The sequence below is a fragment of the Flavobacterium sp. genome, from assembly GCF_043760115.1.
Lineage (GTDB): Bacteria > Bacteroidota > Bacteroidia > Flavobacteriales > Flavobacteriaceae > Flavobacterium.
The window spans coordinates 15,190-37,083 of record NZ_JAYUPK010000143.1; the positions used below are offsets into that span (position 1 = coordinate 15,190).

15 protein-coding genes are annotated in these 21,894 nt (G+C 27.7%); 11 read left to right on the plus strand and 4 right to left on the minus strand.

Going from position 1 to position 21,894, the window contains the following annotated elements:
• The 4 genes from ACH2BC_RS12445 (at position 1) to ACH2BC_RS12460 (ending at position 6,725) form a co-directional block, all read left to right on the plus strand.
• Positions 1 to 2,817, plus strand: a complete 2,817-nt coding sequence (locus ACH2BC_RS12445) for an aminopeptidase (protein WP_395054326.1) — start codon at positions 1 to 3, stop codon at positions 2,815 to 2,817.
• A gap of 203 nt (positions 2,818 to 3,020) precedes the next feature.
• Positions 3,021 to 5,426: a thiamine pyrophosphate-dependent enzyme gene (locus ACH2BC_RS12450; protein WP_395054327.1), complete on the plus strand. Its 2,406-nt coding sequence runs from the start codon at positions 3,021 to 3,023 to the stop codon at positions 5,424 to 5,426.
• Positions 5,427 to 5,499: 73 nt separating this feature from the next.
• Entirely contained in the window at positions 5,500 to 6,177 is a 678-nt protein-coding gene (locus ACH2BC_RS12455) for a peptidoglycan DD-metalloendopeptidase family protein (RefSeq protein ID WP_395054328.1), read from the plus strand.
• Positions 6,178 to 6,233: 56 nt separating this feature from the next.
• The gene (locus ACH2BC_RS12460; RefSeq protein WP_395054329.1) at positions 6,234 to 6,725 is read left to right on the plus strand and encodes a hypothetical protein; all 492 of its coding nucleotides are present in this window, start codon (positions 6,234 to 6,236) and stop codon (positions 6,723 to 6,725) included.
• Between the two features lie 16 nt (positions 6,726 to 6,741).
• On the opposite strand, the gene ACH2BC_RS12465 is transcribed toward ACH2BC_RS12460, so the two are convergent.
• Both ACH2BC_RS12465 and ACH2BC_RS12470 read right to left on the minus strand, forming a co-directional pair.
• Positions 6,742 to 7,791 carry an o-succinylbenzoate synthase gene (locus ACH2BC_RS12465; RefSeq protein WP_395054330.1) on the minus strand — a complete coding sequence of 350 codons (1,050 nt, stop codon included), beginning with the start codon at positions 7,789 to 7,791 and terminating at the stop codon, positions 6,742 to 6,744.
• A 21-nt stretch (positions 7,792 to 7,812) separates the two neighbouring features.
• Entirely contained in the window at positions 7,813 to 9,015 is a 1,203-nt protein-coding gene (locus ACH2BC_RS12470) for a tetratricopeptide repeat protein (RefSeq protein WP_395054331.1), read from the minus strand.
• A gap of 161 nt (positions 9,016 to 9,176) precedes the next feature.
• Here ACH2BC_RS12470 and ACH2BC_RS12475 point away from each other — a divergent pair, with 161 nt between their 5' ends.
• The 4 genes from ACH2BC_RS12475 to ACH2BC_RS12490 all read left to right on the plus strand — a co-directional run bounded on the left by ACH2BC_RS12475 (position 9,177) and on the right by ACH2BC_RS12490 (position 15,344).
• On the plus strand, positions 9,177 to 10,616 hold the full coding sequence (locus ACH2BC_RS12475) for a glycoside hydrolase family 30 beta sandwich domain-containing protein (RefSeq protein WP_395054332.1): 1,440 nt from the start codon (positions 9,177 to 9,179) through the stop codon (positions 10,614 to 10,616).
• Between the two features lie 373 nt (positions 10,617 to 10,989).
• On the plus strand, positions 10,990 to 13,209 hold the full coding sequence (locus tag ACH2BC_RS12480; RefSeq protein ID WP_395054333.1) for an AAA family ATPase: 2,220 nt from the start codon (positions 10,990 to 10,992) through the stop codon (positions 13,207 to 13,209).
• Complete coding sequence (locus ACH2BC_RS12485) at positions 13,191 to 15,122, plus strand: UvrD-helicase domain-containing protein (protein WP_395054334.1); 1,932 nt, start codon at positions 13,191 to 13,193, stop codon at positions 15,120 to 15,122. The genes ACH2BC_RS12480 and ACH2BC_RS12485 overlap by 19 nt, the downstream gene beginning before the upstream one ends.
• A 69-nt stretch (positions 15,123 to 15,191) precedes the next feature.
• Positions 15,192 to 15,344: a hypothetical protein gene (locus ACH2BC_RS12490; RefSeq protein ID WP_395054335.1), complete on the plus strand. Its 153-nt coding sequence runs from the start codon at positions 15,192 to 15,194 to the stop codon at positions 15,342 to 15,344.
• A gap of 187 nt (positions 15,345 to 15,531) precedes the next feature.
• Here ACH2BC_RS12490 and ACH2BC_RS12495 read toward each other — a convergent pair whose 3' ends face one another.
• A complete protein-coding gene (locus ACH2BC_RS12495; protein ID WP_395054336.1) occupies positions 15,532 to 16,293 on the minus strand; it encodes a DUF4382 domain-containing protein in 762 nt (253 codons plus the stop codon).
• Between the two features lie 565 nt (positions 16,294 to 16,858).
• Between ACH2BC_RS12495 and ACH2BC_RS12500 the strand changes: the two genes are divergently transcribed.
• The gene (locus ACH2BC_RS12500) at positions 16,859 to 17,494 is read left to right on the plus strand and encodes a hypothetical protein (protein ID WP_395054337.1); all 636 of its coding nucleotides are present in this window, start codon (positions 16,859 to 16,861) and stop codon (positions 17,492 to 17,494) included.
• Positions 17,495 to 17,599: 105 nt separating this feature from the next.
• Here ACH2BC_RS12500 and ACH2BC_RS12505 read toward each other — a convergent pair whose 3' ends face one another.
• Positions 17,600 to 19,378 carry an AMP-dependent synthetase/ligase gene (locus ACH2BC_RS12505; RefSeq protein ID WP_395054338.1) on the minus strand — a complete coding sequence of 593 codons (1,779 nt, stop codon included), beginning with the start codon at positions 19,376 to 19,378 and terminating at the stop codon, positions 17,600 to 17,602.
• A 117-nt stretch (positions 19,379 to 19,495) separates the two neighbouring features.
• Between ACH2BC_RS12505 and ACH2BC_RS12510 the strand changes: the two genes are divergently transcribed.
• Together ACH2BC_RS12510 and ACH2BC_RS12515 are read left to right on the plus strand one after the other, a co-directional pair.
• Entirely contained in the window at positions 19,496 to 21,418 is a 1,923-nt protein-coding gene (locus ACH2BC_RS12510) for an LTA synthase family protein (RefSeq protein WP_395054339.1), read from the plus strand.
• Between the two features lie 6 nt (positions 21,419 to 21,424).
• Positions 21,425 to 21,894 (plus strand): dual specificity protein phosphatase family protein (locus ACH2BC_RS12515; RefSeq protein ID WP_395054340.1); only part of this gene is annotated, 470 nt, incomplete at its 3' end.

Here is a 21,894-nt window from a genome sequence, read left to right on the forward strand (position 1 = left end):
TTGAAAACCAGCTTTCGTTACTTATACCTAATAGTTTTTCTATTAGTTTCATTTTTTATTACTGCTCAACATCAATCTAAGTTGGTTGTTGAGTATAATAATGATGCCAAAACCATAACTGTTTCTCAAGAATTAATCTATTACAATCAATCGTCAGATACTTTAAAATCTATTATTTTAAACGATTGGAATAACGCCTATTCAGATAAAAACACACCTTTAGGCAAACGTTTTTCTGATGAATTTGTTCGTAGTTTTCACATAGCAACAAGTAAAGAAAGAGGAAATACAACTATAAATTCAATTGTAGATGCTTCAAATAATGCTATGGATTGGAAACGACCAGAAAATCATCCAGATTTAGTTGATTTACAATTAAACAATGCTCTTTTACCCAATCAAAAAACGACTATAAATTTATCATACACTTTAAAAATTCCAAATAATAAATTTACCAAATATGGTTATAATTTACTAGATGAAGTTGCTATAAAAAATTGGTTTTTAACTCCATCACGTTATGAAAACGGTGCTTTTATTCAATATAGTAATTTAAACCTTGATGACGTTGTTAATGCATTGACTGATATTGATTTATCTGTAATAGTTCCACCAGAATTTAATGTAAATTCTGATTTAGTTTTTCAAAATCTTACTACTTCCACTTCTAATTATTCTGGCAAGAAAATTATGAATTCTTCATTGTTTATTGCTAAAAAAAATACTTTTTCTAGCTTTAAAAATGCTACTTTAGATGTTACAACAAATCTTCAAGAAAATAAAATTAGCGATATCCAAAAAGCCATTATAATAGATAAAATTGTTAGTTATGTTACAACTAATTTAGGCGAATATAATTTACCCAAAATAGTAGTTTCTCAAACTGATTATGAGCAAAATCCATTTTATGGTTTAAATCAATTGCCATCATTTATTAGACCTTTTCAAGACGATTATGTATTTGAATTAAAATTTTTAAAGACATTTTTAAACAATTATTTAAAAAACACTTTGCAACTAGATTCACGAAAAGACAATTGGATTTTTGATGCTATTCAAGTCTATTATATGATGAAATATATGGACGAATTTTATCCTGATGCAAAAATGATGGGAAGTATTGCCAAACTTAAATTGGTAAAAAGTTACAATTTAGTTACGCTAGATTTTAACGAACAATATAGTTATTATTATATGTTAATGGCTAGAAAAAATCTCGATCAACCTGTTGGAGATTCTAAAAATACTTTTATAAAGTTTAACGAAAAAATTGCATCTAAATATAAAGCTGGATTAAGTTTTAAGTATTTGGCAAGCTATATTGGCGAAGATAATTTAAATAATAGTATTATCGATTTTGTTGCTTATGCATCTAAAAATGAAACAAATGCAGCCAAATTTGAAAGTATTGTAAAATCTAAATCTACTAAAAATATCGATTGGTTTTTTACAAAAATTGTAAATTCTAGAGACATAATAGATTATAAATTCAATACGTTTTCTAAAACTAAAGACAGTATTTCGTTTTCATTAAAAAATAAAACAGACGTTCTTGTTCCAATAGCAGTTTACGGAATTAAAAATAAAAAAATAGTTTTTAAAAAATGGATTGATGAAGTTAAAAAAGATAGCATTTATAAATTTGAACGATTTAATGCTGATAAAATTGTGATAAATTATCAAAATGAAGTGCCAGAATTCAATCGAAGAAACAACTGGAAATCGTTAAAATCGTTCAAGATTAGCAACAAACCAATAAAATTTAATTTTTTAAAAGACCTTGAAGATCCTAATTATAATCAAATTTTATATGTACCAACTTTGGGTTACAATTTGTACGACGGATTTATTCCTGGAATGAGTTTTCACAATAAAACGTTACTCGATAAACCATTTACTTTTGATATAATTCCGTCCTATTCTTTAAAATCCAATTCACTTTCTGGATCGTTTTCATTTGTTGTAAATCAATACAATAGAAATTCTAATTTGTTCAATATTAGATATGGTTTTAGCGGAAATACTTTTAGATATGCTCAAGATGCGAATTATCAAAAGGTAAATCCGTATGTAATTTTTAGATTTAGAGAAAACGATTACCGCGACAATCATAAACGTAATTTATTGATGCGTCAAGTATATGTAAACAGAGAAAAAAGTCAAATTGTTAAAAATACTTTTGAAGGTAATTATTCTGTTTTCAATGCAAGATATTCCAATTATACTACAGAAATTACTAAAACATTTGGCTATTCAACCGATTTGCAATTGAGTTCTAATTTCGGAAAAATAGCTGGAGATTTTAATTTTAGAAGACTTTTTAATGACAACAGACAAGTAAATCTTCGCTTGTATGCAGGATATTTTCTGTATAATAATTCCAATTCCGATTATTTTAATTTTGCCCTAGACAGACCAACAGATTATCTTTTTGACTACAATTATCTTGGCAGGTCAGAAAGTACAGGAATTTTTAGCCAACAATACATCATTGCCGAAGGCGGATTTAAATCTAAACTTAAAAATGCATCTGCAAGTCAGTTCATTACCACAGCAAACGGAAGTTTTAATGTGTGGAATTGGATAGAAATTTATGGCGATGTAGGTATAATAAAAAGTAAAAACACCAAAGAATTTTTTGCTTATGATAGTGGAATTCGTCTAAACTTAGTTACCGATTATTTTGAGCTCTATTTTCCAGTTTACTCCAACAATGGTTGGGAAATTGCACAACCCAATTATTCCGAAAAAATAAGATTTATTGTAGCTTTTAGCCCAAATACCTTGATTAGTTTATTTACTCGTAAATGGTTTTAAAATAATTTGTATAACTTGGCTTGTAGCTATCAGTAGCACATTTGCTTGGTCTATTTCTATCAACCCTATTCCTGCTGCCTTCCCAAAACTTTTTAAAAAAAAAGGTTTTTCCTTTGCATCAGGGCTAAAAATTTACTTTTGGGAACTAAAATTTTATTCCACAACAAATTTTAATTAAATTTGTAAATTAAGGTTAAAACAACATGACAGAAACACAAAACAAAGTCGAAATTACTTTTGAAGATTTTAAAACCGAAGTTTTAAACGATTATAAAATTGCCACAATAAGTAGAGAATGTAGCTTGCTTGGAAGACGCGAAGTACTTACAGGAAAAGCAAAATTCGGAATTTTTGGCGATGGTAAAGAAATTCCACAACTAGCATTAGCCAAAGCGTTTAAAAATGGAGATTTTCGTTCTGGTTATTACCGCGATCAAACTTTTATGATGGCAATTGGCGCTTTATCAATTGAACAATTTTTTGCAGGTTTGTATGGTCACACCGATTTAAATTTTGATCCAATGAGTGCTGGACGACAAATGGGCGGACATTTTGCAACCCATTCACTAGACGAAAAAGGAAACTGGAAATACCTAACGGATCAAAAAAATTCAAGCGCAGATATTTCTCCAACTGCAGGTCAAATGCCTAGATTATTGGGTTTGGCTCAAGCTTCCAAAATTTTTAGACAGGTAAAAGGTCTTGAAGATAAAACTAATTTTTCTATAAACGGAAACGAAATTGCTTGGGGAACAATTGGAAATGCTTCTACATCTGAAGGTTTATTTTTTGAAACGATAAATGCTGCTGGAGTACTACAAGTGCCAATGGTAATGAGCGTTTGGGATGATGAATACGGAATTTCAGTTCATGCAAAACATCAAACAACTAAAGAAAATATATCCGAAATTTTAAAAGGTTTTCAACGTGACGAAGAAAATGAAGGTTTTGAAATTTTCACTGTAAACGGTTGGGATTATCCTACTTTAGTTTCTACTTATGAAAAAGCTGCAGCAATTGCAAGAGAAGAACATGTTCCAGTTTTAATTCATGTTGTAGAGTTAACGCAACCACAAGGACATTCCACTTCTGGAAGTCATGAACGATATAAAAATGCAGAACGTCTTGCTTGGGAAACTCAGTTTGATTGTTTAACTCAAATGCGTAATTGGTTAATTGAAAATAATTTAGCATCAACAGATGAATTAGACGAAATTGATAATAAAGCTAAAAAAGAGGTTCTTGAAGGTAAAAAAACTGCTTGGCAATCCTTTACAAATCCTACCAAAGAAGAAAGAAATGAGCTTGTAGAATTATTAAATTCGATAGCAATACAAAGTGAAAATAAAGTTTTTACTGAAAAAATTAGTGCTGATTTGAGTTCAATTAAAGAACCAATTCGCAAAGATATTTTAACTACAGCAAGAAAAGTTTTAAGAATGATTGTTGCTGAAAGTAGTAAAGAATTACTTTCTAAATGGATTATTGATTATACTAATAAAATTCAACCAAAATTTAGTTCTCATTTATTTTCTCAATCTAATGCTACTGTTTTTTCAGTTGCAGAAGTAAATCCAACTTATGATGAAACTGCCGAAGATGTTGATGCTAGATTGGTTTTAAGAGATAATTTTGATGCTATTTTTACCAAATATCCAGAAAGTTTAATTTTTGGTGAAGATGCAGGAAATATTGGTGATGTAAATCAAGGATTGGAAGGAATGCAAGAAAAATATGGCGAACTTCGTGTTGCTGATGTTGGTATTCGTGAAGCTTCAATTTTAGGTCAAGGAATAGGAATGGCAATGCGTGGTTTGCGCCCAATTGCCGAAATTCAATATTTAGATTATTTACTTTATGCCATTCAAATAATGAGTGATGACTTGGCAACATTGCAATTTAGAACCGCAGGAAGACAAAAAGCACCATTAATTATTAGAACTCGTGGTCACAGATTAGAAGGAATTTGGCATTCTGGTTCGCCAATGGGAATGATAATAAATGCCATTCGTGGTATTCATGTTTTGGTTCCTAGAAATATGACAAAAGCCGCAGGATTTTATAATACTTTGCTAAAAACAGACGAACCAGCATTGGTAATTGAATGTTTAAATGGTTACCGTTTAAAAGAAAAAATGCCAATAAATCTTGGTGAATTTACAACGCCAATTGGTGTTGTAGAAACTATAAAAGAAGGAAAAGATATTACTTTGGTTTCTTATGGTTCTACTTTGAGATTGGTAGAGCAAGCTGCAAAAGAACTTTTAGAAATTGGAATTGATTGCGAAATTATTGATATTCAGTCACTTTTACCATTTGATGTTAATCATGATAGTGTAAAAAGTATTGCAAAAACCAACCGACTTTTAATTATTGACGAAGATGTTCCTGGTGGAGCAAGTGCCTACATTTTGCAACAAATTATTGAAGTTCAAAATGGATACAAACATCTTGATAGTGCGCCACAAACGCTTGCTGCCAAAGCACATCGTCCTGCTTATGGTACAGATGGAGATTATTTTTCTAAACCATCAGTAGAAGATATTTACGAAAAAGTATATGCAATTATGAGCGAAGTTAATCCTTTAAAGTATAAAAGTTTATATTAATAGTATAAAATTGTATAAGAAGTCAAAGTTTATTCTTTGACTTTTTTGTTTTAAAACAACAAAAATATTGATTATGAATAAGTTAGAAGATTTTTTGGTAAAATGTAATGACGTTTATGTTATTGATAATTCAGTTAGTTATAGCAATTATGTTGCTTTAGATTTATCTGTTTCTAATTTTAAATTGGAATTTAATGATGCATCAGAATTTGAAAAAATAATAGAAAATCATTTAATGAAAAATAATGCCAAAGTAGCTTTTGGTGGATATAATGAAGAGCGCAATTTATACAAAAGAAGTACAATTTTTAATGATGATGAAACCGAAGAACGAAACATTCATATTGGTTTAGATTTATGGATTGCTACTGGAACAAAGGTGTTAGCTGCGTTGGATGGAGTAGTACACAGTTTTAATTATAATTTAGGATTAGGAAATTATGGACCAACAATAATTTTAAAACATACTTTTGAAGATGTATTTTTTTATACTTTATATGGACATTTATCTATTGATAGTATTGAAAATTTATCAATTGGAGACGAATTTAATAAAGGACAAACTCTGGCAACATTAGGTAATAATGATGTTAATGGAGATTATGCACCACATTTACATTTTCAAATTATAAATAACATTCAAGATTTTAACGGAGATTATCCTGGCGTTTGTTCCAAAAATAATCTAGATTTTTATCTTTCCAATTGCCCAAATCCTAATTTATTATTAAAGATTGATAGCGGACTTTAACGTTTTAAATGCAATAAATAAGCAATTGAAATGTTTTAAATAAAACAAAAAGACAAATGAAAAAGATTTCAATTTTTTTACTTTTATTTATTATAGTTTCTTGTAAAAGTAAAACTCCAAATACAATTCCAAACAAGACTGTAGAAATAAAAACGGAAGTAATAGAATACAAAAGATTTGTTCCAATAACTGCTGCAAATGTAACAGTAATTAAAAAAAATAGAGCTTACGAATTAGGAACGCGACTTTTAGAAACTTGTAATACATCTAGATTTAAAAGTTTCAATTCGCAAGAAGCAACAGAAAGTGTTATTAAAAATGCAACCGTAGATAAAATTACTAAAACCTGTCAAAAGATAAATTCTAGAAACGGAAAATTTATAAATTTAACCTTGTTAGAAATAATTCAAGACAACGAAACTGGCGATTTTATTTTTAGATATGACATACAATATCAAAAGAAATATTACAATAGAGAACTTAAAATTATTGTAAATAAAGACAATAAAGTTTCGTCAATTAGTACCAAAGAAATCTTGAAAAATTAAGATTTTAAAACAGTTTTTATTGTAGGAATTTTTCAAAATCAAACTCCCATTTTTTAGTATCATTGTACCATAATTTTCCATCTAAAACTTCTAATGGACATTCAAAATTATTGGTATATAATGCTCCAGTTCCTAATCCTTGAGGCATAGAATTTTGTTGTAAATAGGTAAATTGTGCTATAGCATTTAATCCAATATTGCTTTCTAATGCTGAGGTAATCCACCATCCAATTTTGTGTTTTTTCGCCAGTAAAATCCATTCTTTTGTACCACGAAATCCACCAACAAAACTTGGCTTTAAAATGATGTATTGTGGCTTAATTTTAAGTAGTAAAGCTTCTTTCTCTTCAATAGAAAATACACCAATTAACTCTTCATCCAATGCTATGTCAATTGTAGTGTTTTTACACAACTCTGCCATACTGTCAGTATTGTTTTTTTGTATTGGTTGTTCTATACTATGTAATTTATAACCAGTTAGTTGTTTAATTTTATTTAAAGCTTCATTTGAACTAAAAGCACCATTAGCATCAACTCTAATTTGTATTGTTTCTTCGTTAAAATTTTGTCTTATAAAGTGCAATAAATCCAGTTCTTTTTGAAAATCTATAGCGCCAATTTTAAGTTTAATGCATTTGAATCCTTGTGCTAATTTTTCTTCAATTTGTTGCTTCATAAAGGACTCATTTCCCATCCAAACCAAACCATTAATTAAGATACTTTTTTTACCAGTTGTAAAATCAGATTCAAACAATAAAAATGGTGTTTTCGATGCTAAAGATAAAAACGCCATTTCTACTCCAAATTGTATCGATGGAAATTCTAAAAGCATTTCCCAAAGCGTGTCTTTTCCTAAATTTATATTCTTACAAGTCCAGTTTAATTTCTCTTCATAATCTGGTCTGTCGTCGCAACTTAAACCTCTCAAAATTCCACATTCTCCAATGCCTTTTTTACCATTATTTTCTATGATAATAAACCAAGTTTCTTTCACATTTAAAACACCTCTAGAAGTTCCAGATGCTTGTTTAAAATTTAAAATATAGTTGTGATAAGTTGCTTTCAATTTTTGAGATTTAGATTTAATTTATTCTAAAATTCTAAGTATTTTTTTAAAATTTGTTTCTGATAATTTATATTTTTTAAACAATTCGAAGTCGGTTTTGGTTTGTTCAATCCAACTTATCTTTGCCGAAATATTTTGATTTTTATATTTTTTATGAAGTTCTTTTGCTTCGGTTACCTTGTCTGTGAATAAATATAAATGTGCCAATTGCAATTGTAAAATAGTTTCACTTGCATCTAATGCTATTCCTTTTAAAAATGATTTTTCTGCTTTGTCAAATTGTTTAGAAATTAAATAATAAGCTCCAATAGTAGCATAATCCAATGCTTTTGCTCTATTTTTATCAATAATTTCTGTTTGAATAATAGTAAATGCTTTTTCTAAATTTTCGTTCTTAAATGCATTTGCAGAAGCTTCTCTAAACAAATCGTAGTACATATTTATTTCGCCAGTTTTTTTCAAACTTTGTTCTGTAAACAATTCGTTTAATAACTTTTTTTCTTCAGCTAACAGATTCGAGTATTCTTTATAAGTATATTTTTGAGTAATTTGTTCCATAAAATCGCTAGAAAATTGTTCTTTCTTTGTTATTTTAGAATAAACCTTAAACGTTTTAGTCAAGTTTACAATTTCTTTTTTATTGTCTGAATTCCATCCACGACTGAGTTTTTTATTTATCCAAGGCACAACTTCAATAATAATTTTCTGTTTTAAAAGATAATTATCACTTTCAAATGCAAAAAATAAATTTTGAGTTTTTGATGATAAACAATCAGAATTGGAAGCAATTAATTTGGCTTCTTTATTAATTGAAGTGTTTTGAACAAAGCAAGCATTTGTAGTTTTGTTTGTTTTTATATAATTTTCAGCATCACTATTAGATGTATATATCGAATATTTACATTTATCATCTCCAGAAATAGTAGAAAGTAAAAAAACTGCTCCAGCTGTACCTTGACTAATTCCTGTTGGATCTGGAATGGCTTTTAAAACCGAAACCAAACTAGAAGATAATTTTTGATTGTCGTCTAGAAGTGTAATTCGGTATACAACTTCTGTTGTACCAGTAGGAAAATCGGCAGTTTTAATAAATTTTTTCTCGCCTGCACGCAAAGTAATTGTTTCAGTTGTAGTTCTGATATTATCCCAATATCCTTCTGTAGATTGAGAAAAAAGTACTGTATTTGATAAAAATAATATAACTAAACTAAGCGTTCTTTTCATTTTATAGTAGAAATTTATGATGCAAAAATCGACTATAAAAATAAAATAAAATCAACTATTTCAATTTTTTATTCTTGATATTTTTAAATTATGGTTTAATCCAAATATATATCTGATAAATACTATATTTACTAATTATAAAATAATCTAAATAATCATTTATGAAAATTTACAGTACAATTGCAATAGTATTTTTAGTAGTCACATCATTTGCTCAGACAAAAAAAAATACATTAAAATTCACAACCATAAAAGTGTATACTTCTGCTGATAGTACCAATTTGCGATTATCAAATTCTGCAAATTTAGTATTTGAAAAAGCCAAAAATCCTGTAGAAAATGAAATTTATGTATTTGTAAATCCTAAAAAAACACATCAAACCTTTCTAGGAATTGGTGGAGCAATTACAGATGCAAGTGCCGAAGTTTTTTATAAATTATCCAAAGACAAGCAAGATGAATTGTTAAATGCTTATTACGACAAAGAAAAAGGAATTGGATATTCATTAATTAGAACCAACATAGCCAGTTGCGATTTTAGTAGTGAAAGTTATAATTATGTATCTGATGATGATAAAAATTTAAAAACATTTTCTATTGCGCACGATTTACAATTTAAAATTCCAATGATTAAAAGCGCTTTAAAATTGGCTAGTAATTCGGTTACAACTTATGCAAGTCCATGGAGTCCACCAGCATTTATGAAAAGTAATAAAAATGTGTTGAACGGTGGTTTTTTATTGCCAGAATATTACCAATCTTGGGCAACGTATTACACTAAATTTATTAAAGAATATGAAAAAATTGGAATTCCTATTTGGGGAATTTCTATTCAGAATGAGCCAAAGGCAAAGCAACGTTGGGAATCTTGTATTTATGAACCAGAAGAGGAACGCGATTTTTTAAAGAATTATCTTGGACCAACAATGGCAAAAGAAAAACTGGGCGACAAAAAAATTATAGTTTGGGATCATAATAGAGATTTAATAAACAACAGAGCAGATGTAATTTTTTCTGATCCAGAAGCTGCTAAATATGCTTGGGGAATTGGTTTTCATTGGTATGAAACTTGGACAGGCGGAAATCCAATGTATGAAAATGTGAAAAAAGTAAACGAAGACTATCCAACTAAAAATTTATTATTTACAGAAGGTTGTGTAGAAAAATTTGACGCCAGTAAATACCAATTGTGGGCAAATGGCGAACGTTATGGAAAATCTATGATTAACGATTTTAATAATGGAACAGTAGGTTGGACGGATTGGAATATTCTACTAGACCATAATGGTGGACCAAATCATGTAGGCAATTTTTGTTTTGCACCAATACACGCCAATACCACAACCAACGAATTAATTTACACGCCAAGTTATTATTACATTGGTCATTTTTCTAAATTTATAGCACCAAAAGCCAAACGTATAAGCACATCAGTAAGCAGAAGCCAATTGTTGAGCACTACTTTTTTAAACACCAACGGAAAAATGGTTACAATAGTAATGAATACTAGCAAGCAAAAAGTTACCTACAACTTAAATGTAAATAATTTAAATGCTACAATTGAAATTCCTGCTAATGCTATACAGACTTTAGTTTATTGATATTGTATTATTTGCGGTGAATAATTTTTATACATTTCCTAACAGGTTTTTTTTAACCTGTTAGGTATTTTTGTTTGAAAGTGGAATAAAAATCACGTAGAATTACGTAGTGTTTGTAGTATTTATTTTATTAGATTTGAAGAAATAATTATTTACGATTTAAAACTATAAAACAACTAAAATTTCAACTTTTACATAATTAATAATTATTTATTTTTAGGTTTTACGGTTTTCCGTAAAATAGTTGTTTTTTTTGGTTTTAGATTTGGAGAATAAAAAGTTAAATAAATAATATCATATTGATTAATATGGTTAAATCTAATATTTAAGATTTTTAAAACATTCTTAAAATTAAATATATTAAATTAAAAAAATGAAAATAAATTCAATACAAATTCAAAATTTTAGACTATTAAGGAATTTTCAATTAGATTTGGAAGAAGAACTTTCTTTAGTAATTGGTAAAAACAATAGTGGTAAAACATCAATTTTAGCAATATTAGATAAATTCATTAATTCTGAAAAAAGTAAATTTACTTCTGAAGATTTTAATTTAAAATTTAAAAGCGAGTTAAAAAAATTGATTGAGAATGATTTTGAAGAAAACGAAGATGAGTTTGATTTATTAGGAAAGAATCTAGGAATCAAGTTAAGATTAGTAATTCAATATGATGAAAATGATGATTTATCTAATGTAAGTAATGTAATGATGAATCTAGAACCCGAAAATAATATAGTTGTTCTAGGTTTTGATTTTGTTATAAATTATGAAAGGTATAAAAATTTTAGAAAGGATTTTATAGCTTTTAGGATAAAAGAACAATCAAAAGTACAAATTAAACAAATTTCATTAGAGGAATCTAAACCAAAAGAAAAAAAAGACAATGAAAATGAAGATGAAAAAAAATATATTCCATATGGATTTAACGAGTTTTTAAAAAAATACTTTTTAGACTATTTCAAAATTTATAAAGGTCCATTAGATTGGGATAATGATAATAATTGTATAATTGAAAAAACTATAGTAGGCAAAGAGAATTTTTCAGAAATTATAAATTTTAAATTTATAAAAGCAAAGCGAGATGTTAATAATAATGAAAAGGATAAAACTTTGTCTAAACAAACATCTGAAATTTATAAGAAAGAGGAAACCAACGAATTACAGGATGAAAAAATCGAAAAATTTAAGGATGAGCTCTCAAATACTGATAGAGTTTTAACAAAAATCTATGATGATATTTTTGAAAGTGTTATTAATGATATCAGAGAATTTGGCGGTTTAAAAAAAGAAGAAACTAATATTCAAATATTTTCAACATTACAAGATCGAGAACTACTTGAGGGTAATACCACTGTAATGTATATACATGGTAGTGATAATGACAAACTTCCAGAACATTATAATGGTTTAGGTTATATGAACTTGATTAGTTTAATATTTGATATTAAAATTCAAGTTGAAGATTTCAAAAAAAGCAGAGAAGAAAAACCTTCGAATATTAATCTACTTTTTATTGAGGAACCAGAAGCGCATACTCATCCACAAATGCAATATGTTTTCATTAAAAATATAAAAAAATTGCTAAAAGCAGGAATTGAAAAAAAAATAAAAAATGATGAGAAAAAGGATATTATTATAAAGAGAGAATTACAATATATAATTTCTACACATTCCTCTCATATTGTGGCTGAAAGTAAATTTGAGGATATAAAATATCTAAAAAAGCAAAATGAGTACTCGGTAATCTCTATGAACTTAAAAGATTTAGAAAAAGAATATAATGAAAATGGAGAAGAACAAAACTATAGATTTCTTAAGCAATACCTGACACTTAATAGAGCTGAATTGTTTTTTACAGATAAAACAATTTTTATTGAAGGTGACACAGAAAGAATTTTGTTGCCAGCAATGATGAAAAAAATTGATAATGAATTTCAAGAAAATAAATTATTATCACAAAATATTTCAATTGTAGAAGTGGGTAATTATGTAAATATTTTTGAACGATTCATAAATTTTATTGGTATGAAATCTTTAGTTATAACTGATTTGGATTCAGTAAAATATGATTTTGTGAAAAATAAAGATGGTTCTAATAAAGTTTCTAGTAATGGTAAAATTAGAAAAGCTTTTTTATCATGTAGAGTAAATGATGGTGAAAAAAGCTCAAGTCCAACTTTAAATTATTTTTTTAAGGATACAGATTTTGAAACTAAAAAAATAACTGAATTTAATAAAAAAAGATTTCTTAAAGAAGATAAACAATGGAAAGTAAGTGAAATCGGATATTTACAAATTGTATATCAAACAAGTTTAAACCATTATCATGCAAGAAGTTTTGAAGATGCCTTTTTTAACATTCAAGAAAATATTGATTTTATAAAGTCAAATAGGTCAAAATTTAGAGGATTAAAAAATGTTAAATTTTTTTATGATGATTCATTTGATGCTTATGATTTAGCATTAAATTGTATAGAAAGTAAAGGAACATTTGCTGTAGATATTTTATTTTTGAGTTCATACAATGATTATAATGATTGGCAGATTCCTGCATATATAAAAGAAGGATTATTATGGTTGAAAGAAAATTAGAATCAACAGAAAAACTTGATGAATTCCAACAAATAATGGAATACATACGAAAAGGAGAAAATTTCCTTTTAAGTGGTGGTGCAGGAAGTGGTAAAACATATTCATTAGTCCAAGTAATAAGAAAAGTTATTGCAGAATATCCAACTACAAAAGTTGCATGTATGACTTATACAAATGCAGCTGTAAAACAAATTGAAGAAAGAGTAAATCATGACAATTTAAAAGTTACAACGATACACGATTTTTTATGGGATAACATTAAAAACTATCAAAAAGAACTAAAAAAAGTTTTAATTGAATTGATTAATGATAATGACATAGATAAAATTAAGCTTATTGATGATGCTAAAGTAGAATCAAATTTTTATGATAATGTTGACGTAATAAATTATTCTTACCAAAGAACCCAATTATTAAAAGGAATTATTTCACACGATGAGTTACTTATTGTTGCCAATAGAATGTTTAAGAATTATAAATTACTATGTGATATTGTAAAGGATAAATTCAAATTTATTTTTATAGATGAATACCAAGATTCTCATCAAGCTGTGGTCGAGATTTTTCTAGAATATTTCACTGTAAGTGAAAAGAAAAATATCATTGGTTTTTTTGGTGATGCAATGCAATCGATTTATGATGATGGTATCGGTAATCTAAAAAAATATTTAGATAAAGACTTGCTTAAAGAGGTAATTAAAGTTCAAAATAGAAGAAACCCCAAACTTGTTATTGATCTGGCTAACAGGTTAAGAACTGACGGAATAGTTCAAGAACCATCAAATGACTTGAACGCTCCTAATATGCAAGAAGATGGGCAAGTCAAATCTGGAAAAGTTATATTTATACATTCGAAAGATGAAGATGTACAAAAAGTTAAAGACTATTTAAAAAAAGAATATAAATGGCATTTTTCAAATCCTAAAGAAACTAAAGAGTTAAATTTAACACATAATTTAATAGCTGGTAAAGCTGGCTTTAGAAACCTTATGGATATTTACGATAAAGATCCAATTGTTGGATTAAAAAGAGATATTTTAAAAAGAATAAAAGAAAATAGAGAAAAAGGCATTCCTGAAATTGAAATTGGATTCGATGACACTTTTGACATAGTTGTAAATAAATTTGAATTAAAAACTAGAGATCGTAAATTAAAGAAAGATGTAATTCTTGCTAATATTCAAAATTTAGAATTGTATAATAAACTTAAAAATAAATCTTTCTCAGAAGTTCGAAAGATATACTTAGATAAAGATTCCTTAATTGATGATAAAAAACAAGATGCAGAAGAAGAAAGTAAAAAAGGTTCAAAAAGAGATAAATTAATTAAACATCTTTTCAAAATTCAAACTAATATCTTTCTATATCAAAATAATTTTATTAATGATTTTATTAAGCATACAGAGTACAAAATCACAAGAGTAATACATAAAAAAATATTAAGTCAAAGCATTCAAAAACTAACCAATGTTGGAAATAAATCTATTGAAGATATTATCAACCTTGCACATGAATTAAAAATATGTTTAATAGATTATAATCTAGAGAAATTTAAAACTGAAAATGAATATGTATACAATAGAGTAAAAGATATTAAATATAAAGAATTTCAAGATTTATATAATTATCTGGAAGGCAAAACTCCTTTTTCAACTCAGCATAAGGTTAAAGGAGATGAATTTGATAATGTTTTAGTTGTACTTGATAATGGTAATTGGAATGATTATAATTTTGAATACCTCTTTACAAACAGAAGAGACAAAGCAAGCGTGCTTGAAAGAACACAAAAAATATTTTATGTTTGTTGTACAAGATCTAAAGAAAATCTTGCCGTTTTTTATCATAATCCTAGCGATTCTATTATCTCAAAAGCTGAGGATTGGTTTGGTAAAGATTGTGTAATTCCTATATAATATCTTTAATTAAAAATCAGCTACATAACAAATAAAAATAAAATTCCATACATTTGTCTAACAAATTCTATGAAACATGAACTACAAAATATCATTTCAGGAAAGAGCCAAGTTAAGTTGGAACAGCTATCCAAGCAGCCACCAATTACATTAGAAATGGCAAAAGCACAAGTTATTTGGCTCAAGAAAGTAACAACCTCAAAAAACAAGAAGAAAGTTTAATAGTAAATTTTGCTAGTGCTATTCAGACTTTAATTTATTGATTTTTTTTTGTAATTTTTATGTTATAAAATTCTATTTTAGATTGTTCTACGTTTTATAATCATAAAATAAATTTAAAGATTTTAAAAAAAAATCCGTCATTTAAAAATATTTTAATGACGGATTATATTAATTTTCGTTTATTAATTTAAAACGCAATAGTTCCTACATTGGTTGATGAACCTGCAGTTACAACAACATTTAATTGAGTAACAGGCAAAAATGGTAAAGAAGGAGTTATTGTGAAAGAATAAGTTCCTGGTGAAAGTCCAGAAATTTGAAACTGACCTTGTGCATTTACATTACTCGAATATACAATACCTGTAGACGATGTTGCACTTACTATTGCTAATTCTCCTATTGGTGTGATATTACCTTTAATATTTCCAGTTATTGCCGTAACAATAGTTCTTAAAACTGGTTTAAGTTTGTAAGAACCATTACCTGTTTGAATAATTGAAGCATTGGCATCAAAATCTATTAAAATTTCATTTTGAATATCGGCTTCAAGAGTTTGATTAACAAGTAGTTTTAAACCACTTTGCTCAGCACTAGGTGTACTAAGTGGATAACTTACTCCATCAATAACTACTGTATTGTCTGAACCAAGTATTAATCGAATTTGTCCTACTTTCGAATCATTTAATACACTTGTAGCTATTAAAGTTGATAATCCATTGCTTAAATCTAATAAGTTATAAATACCAGCTGTGGTACTTAGTAAAACTGTTTCACCATTGTTACCACTTATTTCAACGGCTTGTAAATCGATGTTTACTTCATCATAAGGTGCAGGTGCATCTGTCATTCTTACATTGTAAGGATAACTTTTAGAAGAAGAATCACTATTACAAGAATTAAAAAATACAGAAGTAACTACTAATGTAAATAACAAAATTATCTTTTTCATTTTATAAAATTTTAAATTATGAAACCATTTCCATAACATTACAAAGGTTGTTAAAGAAATTAAATACACTCTTTCATAATTTCAGTTATTTTTTGTAAAATTGCTTCATTAAGATGTTTATTACTTTGGATTACATTTATAAAAAAATCTATTAAAATTTTAAAAAGGTTTGAATGATATATATTTTTCAATTTCAATCACATTATTAATTTGTTTTTTTAAAAATATAAAATAACCACTTAAAAATCAGCATGCTAACAAATAAAATTAATTTCCATACATTTGTCTAACAAATTCTATGAAATAGGAACTACAAAATATCATTTCAGGAAAGAGCCAAGTTAAGTGTTTACAACTTCAATTTCAGCTACACTATTATTGTATTTTTCAATAATCAACTTGTTCATCGGTCTGTATTTTCATCATTTTACACCATTTATTGGTTTGTATTTTCATCATTTTACATCATTTATTGGGTTGTATTTTTAAAAATAAAAATTAAACACTTTAAAATCAGCATGCTAACAAATAAAATTAAATTCCATACATTTGTCTAACAAACGTTATGAAACATGAACTACAAAATATCATTTCAGGAAAGAGCCAAGTTAGGAATGGAGATGCTGTCCAAAAGATTGCCAATTACCTTAGAAGAGGCAAGAAGACAAGCAAAGAATTTAAAGAAAGTAAGCAAATCAAACTTGAAGAAGCAACGCTTATAAAAGAATTTTGTATTAAAAATAAATTTTGGGTTACATCAATTGATATTAATTCATTTGTTTCATCTGGTGCAGAACAAAAAGTATATCTTCTTGATGCATTTAAGGTTATAAAGCTTAATGACGCAATTTACTATGAAACTTGGGAAGATTATCTAAATAATTTACTTCTAAATAACTTTTTCTTTCCAGATACTTCTTATGAGTTAATTGGATTTTATGAAATAGAAAACGTTTTATATGCTGTTGTAGAACAAGACTTTATAAAATTAGATACTACTACTGATTTAGAAATTGTAAAAAAGTTTCTATATGAAAATGGATTTCTCAATAAAAAAAATAACGATTATTATAATCCACAGTTGGGTATTATTCTTGAAGATTTACACGATGAAAATGTACTTACATTTCAAAATAATTTATATTTCATAGACACCGTTTTCTACATAACAGAACAATTCTACAAGAAATATCAAATTTAAAATCTCACAGTAAAATACACCTGAATCTACACAATTAATCAGTAATCACTTTGAGAAGTTTTAAAAAAACTTAGCAACTTAGTGCCTTAACGGCTAAAAACTAATTTAAACCACATCATAAATCTTATGGAACAAATTAATATATTTCTCCATAACAATTTTACGTTTCAATTTCATAGTAGGCGTAAGGTGACCTGCAGGAATTGTCCATAAATCTGGAGTTAGTTCAAAGCGTTTTATTTTTTCCCAATTACCAAATTTTTCGTTTAAGGTATCCACTTCAAGTTGAATTCTTTCAATAACTTTTATGTTAGAAATAATTTCTTCGTTGGTTGTGCCAATGTCTAAATTGTGCAATTTTGCCCATTCTTTTATAAAATCAAAACTGGGTTGTATAAAAGCTGCTGGCATTTTTTGTCCGTCGCCAATAACCATAATTTGCTCTATAAAACGCGATTGTTTCATAGTATTTTCTAGCAATTGTGGCGCAATATATTTTCCACCGCTGGTTTTAAACATTTCTTTTTTTCTATCGGTAATTTTTAAAAATCCGTTGGCATCTACCTCGCCAATATCTCCAGTATGAAAATAACCATCAACAATAACTTCTTTAGTTTGCGCTTCGTCTTTAAAATAACCCATCATTACATTTGGACCTTTACACAGAATTTCGCCATCGGCAGCAATTTTCACTTCTACATTATCAATAATTCTTCCTGTAGTTCCAACTTTAAAACCGCCATTTCGTTGGTCGTTTACAGATATTACTGGCGATGTTTCACTCAATCCATAACCTTCCATAACTGGAATTTCCGCTGCTGCAAATATTCTAGCCAATCTTGGTTGCAACGCTGCGCTTCCGTTTACAATTAAATCTAGTTTTCCGCCCAAACCTGCTTTCCATTTGCTAAAAATTAATTTTCTGGCAACTTTCAATTGCAATTCATACCAAAAACCATTTACGCCATAAGGTTCATATTTTAATCCTAATTCTACAGCCCAAAAGAATAATTTCTTTTTTATTCCAGTTAACTCACTTCCTTTGGCAATTATTTTGTCGTATACTTTTTCAATTAATCTTGGTACACCAGTCATAACAGTTGGTTGCACTTCTTTTACATTATCTGAAATTTTTTCTATAGATTCTCCAAAATAAATAGAACAACCAAAATATTGATAAATATAAGTTACCATTCGCTCGTAAATATGGCAAATAGGTAAAAAACTCAAGGCACGACTTTTTCCTGCATCAAACGGAATTCTGTTGGCAGAATCTAAAACATTAGAAACAATATTATTGTGCGAAAGCATTACACCTTTGGGTTTTCCTGTAGTTCCAGATGTGTAAATTATTGTGGCTAAATCAAGTGGTTTTACATTATTTTTTCGGTCTTCAACAACATCTTGATTGCTAGTATCTTTTCCTAATTCTAAAAGTTCACTCCAATTTTTACAACCTGTAATTTCATTAAAACTAAAAACTTCTTTTAAATTTGGAACATTATGTTTTATCAAATTTAATTTTCTAAGTACTTCATCATCAGATACAAAACAGTAAATTGCTTCTGAATGATTTAAAATATATTCATAATCAGTTTCAGAAATTGTTGGATAAATGGGTACATTTTGTGCGCCAGTTTGTAAAATACCAACATCCATAATGTGCCATTCGGTTCTGTTATTAGAAGAAATTATAGCAATTTTATCATTTTTTTGAATTCCCATACGCAACAGAGCACGAGAAATGGTATTGGCTTGATTTACATATTCTTGCGTTGAAGTTTTTTTCCATTCGCCATTTTGTTTAGTAACTAAAGCATCTGGAATATTATATTTTTCTAATTGATGGTAAGCAAAATCAAAAAGTCTAGAAATTGAGGTCATTGTAAGTAAATTTTACGCAAATTAATTAATAAAATAATCATTCACAATATTTATTTAAAATTTAATATTTATAATTCTTAAAAATGTAATTTTGTATCTTAAATTACCAATTTATAAATGAAAAAAATTCATAGATTTGATGAGTATAAAGTTCTTGCTTACAGAATTTTATTGGCTTATATTTTTTATTTTATTGCCAGATTATTGTTCTTTTTATACAATTCAGATTTAATAGAAATTGATGGAATATCCCATTTCTTTAAATTGTATTATCACGGATTGGTATTTGACACCACGGCAATTTTATATTTGAATGCACTTTTTATAGTTTTTTCAATTTTTCCGTTGGTTGTAAATACCAAAATTACCTATCAAAAAATACTTTTTTATCTTTATTTTATTCCAAATCTTATTGGTTATGCTACTAATTTTGTAGATTTTATTTACTACCGATATAATTTTGGTAGATCTACAATTGCCGCAGTAGATTCATTAGAACATGAAAGTAATAAAGGATTGTTGTTTTTAAATTTTGTTCTCAATTACTGGCACGTTTTCTTATTGTATTTTCTATTGGCATTTGTTTGGGTTTATTTATACAAAAAATTCAAAACCAATTTTATACATCATGCGCCAACGGTAAAATATTTTGGATTTTCTATAATCGGATTTTTAGTAATCGCAACATTAATTGTGGGCGGAATTCGTGGCGATTTTAAGAAAAGTACACGACCAATTAATTTATTGGATGCAAGTCGATATGTTCAAAATCCGTCGCAAGCCGATTTGGTTTTAAACACACCATTTGCCTTAATTAGAACTATGTTTAGCAATAGTTTTAAGAAGATAAATTTGGTTGATGAAGCAACAATAAATTCACTTGTAAAACCTATAAAAAAATATAATAACAACCCAGAAACCAAGCCAAATATTGTAATTTTAATATTAGAAAGTAACGCTAAAGAATATTTTGGAAGTTTCAACAAACAAATGAACATAAAGGATTACAAAGGTTACACACCATTTGTAGATTCGCTTGCGCAACACAGTATGATTTATACTAATGCGTATTCAAACGGTTACAAATCCATTCATGCAATGTCGTCAATTTTAGCAGGAATTCCTTCGTTTAAAGATGCTTTTACGTCTTCTCCATATCCAAAACAACCAACAGAATCGCTAGTTTCAACCTTAGAAAGTATTGGTTATTCTTCTTCGTTTTTTCATGGTGCGCCAAATGGTTCTATGGGATTTTTAGGTTACGGAAACATTCTAGGAATTGACAATTATTATGGAAAAAATGAATACAATAACGATGCCGATTTTGATGGAGTTTGGGGCATTTGGGATGAACCATTTATGCAGTATTTTAACAAAGAAATAAGTAAAAAGAAGCAACCTTTTATGGCAACTTTATTTTCTGTTTCTTCTCATGAACCGTATCAAATTCCAGAAAAATATAAAGGTAAATTTCCTTTAGGTACAAACGAAATGCACAAATGTATAGGTTATACTGATTATTCGTTAAAGCAATTTTTTAATAAAGCCAAAACACAATCTTGGTTTAATAATACTATTTTTGTACTTGTTGGAGATCATGGAAATTTAATTTATTATGATGAATATTTTAAAGAAATGAACAAGAGTGCAGTTGCAATGATGATTTATTCTCCAAGCGGAAAATATGTTGGAGTGAACAACGATTTTGCACAGCAAATAGATTTATATCCTACAATTTTAGATATTATTGGATATAAAAAACCGTTTAGAAGTTGGGGTAGAAGTTTGATAAACGATAAGGAAATTCCGCCATTTGTAGTTAGGTATTCTTCCAATATGTATCAGTTTATGACTGGAAATTATATTTGTACCTTTGACGGAAAGACTATTTTAGGTTTTTATGATAAAAACGATAAAGATTTAAAAATCAATTTGATAAAATCTGAAAATGATGAAATGAAATTGCTTGCTACACGATGCAAAGCATTTATTCAAGATTATATGCAACGTGTAATTGATAAAAAATTGGCATCTAAATAAAAAAATATGAGTACTAAAAAGAAAATTTTACTAGTTGTTTTTACTTTGATTCTGGTTGGAGTAGGAAAGTATGTTTATGATATGAACATCAATCATAATTTTGAAACCATTACCGAAGGAAAAGTCTATAAAAGTGGTGTAATTCCACCAGACGAAATAGAAGAATACGTAAAAAAATATAAAATAAAAAGTATAGTTGATTTGCGTTTTCCTGGAACTGGCGATGATGTAAACAATCCAGAAATTCCAAAAGAGTTGACTGCCGAAAAAGAAGCTGTTGCCAAAATTAAAGGCGTAAATTATTTTAATAATGGTTCAGATCAAGTTCCGGTTCAAAAAAACTTGGATACTTATTTTAAAATTATGGACAATCCAGATAATTATCCGGTTTTAATACATTGTTATCATGGCGTTGGTCGTGCCGAAATGTATTCTGCAATTTACAGAATTGAATATGAAAATATGGATCGCGATGA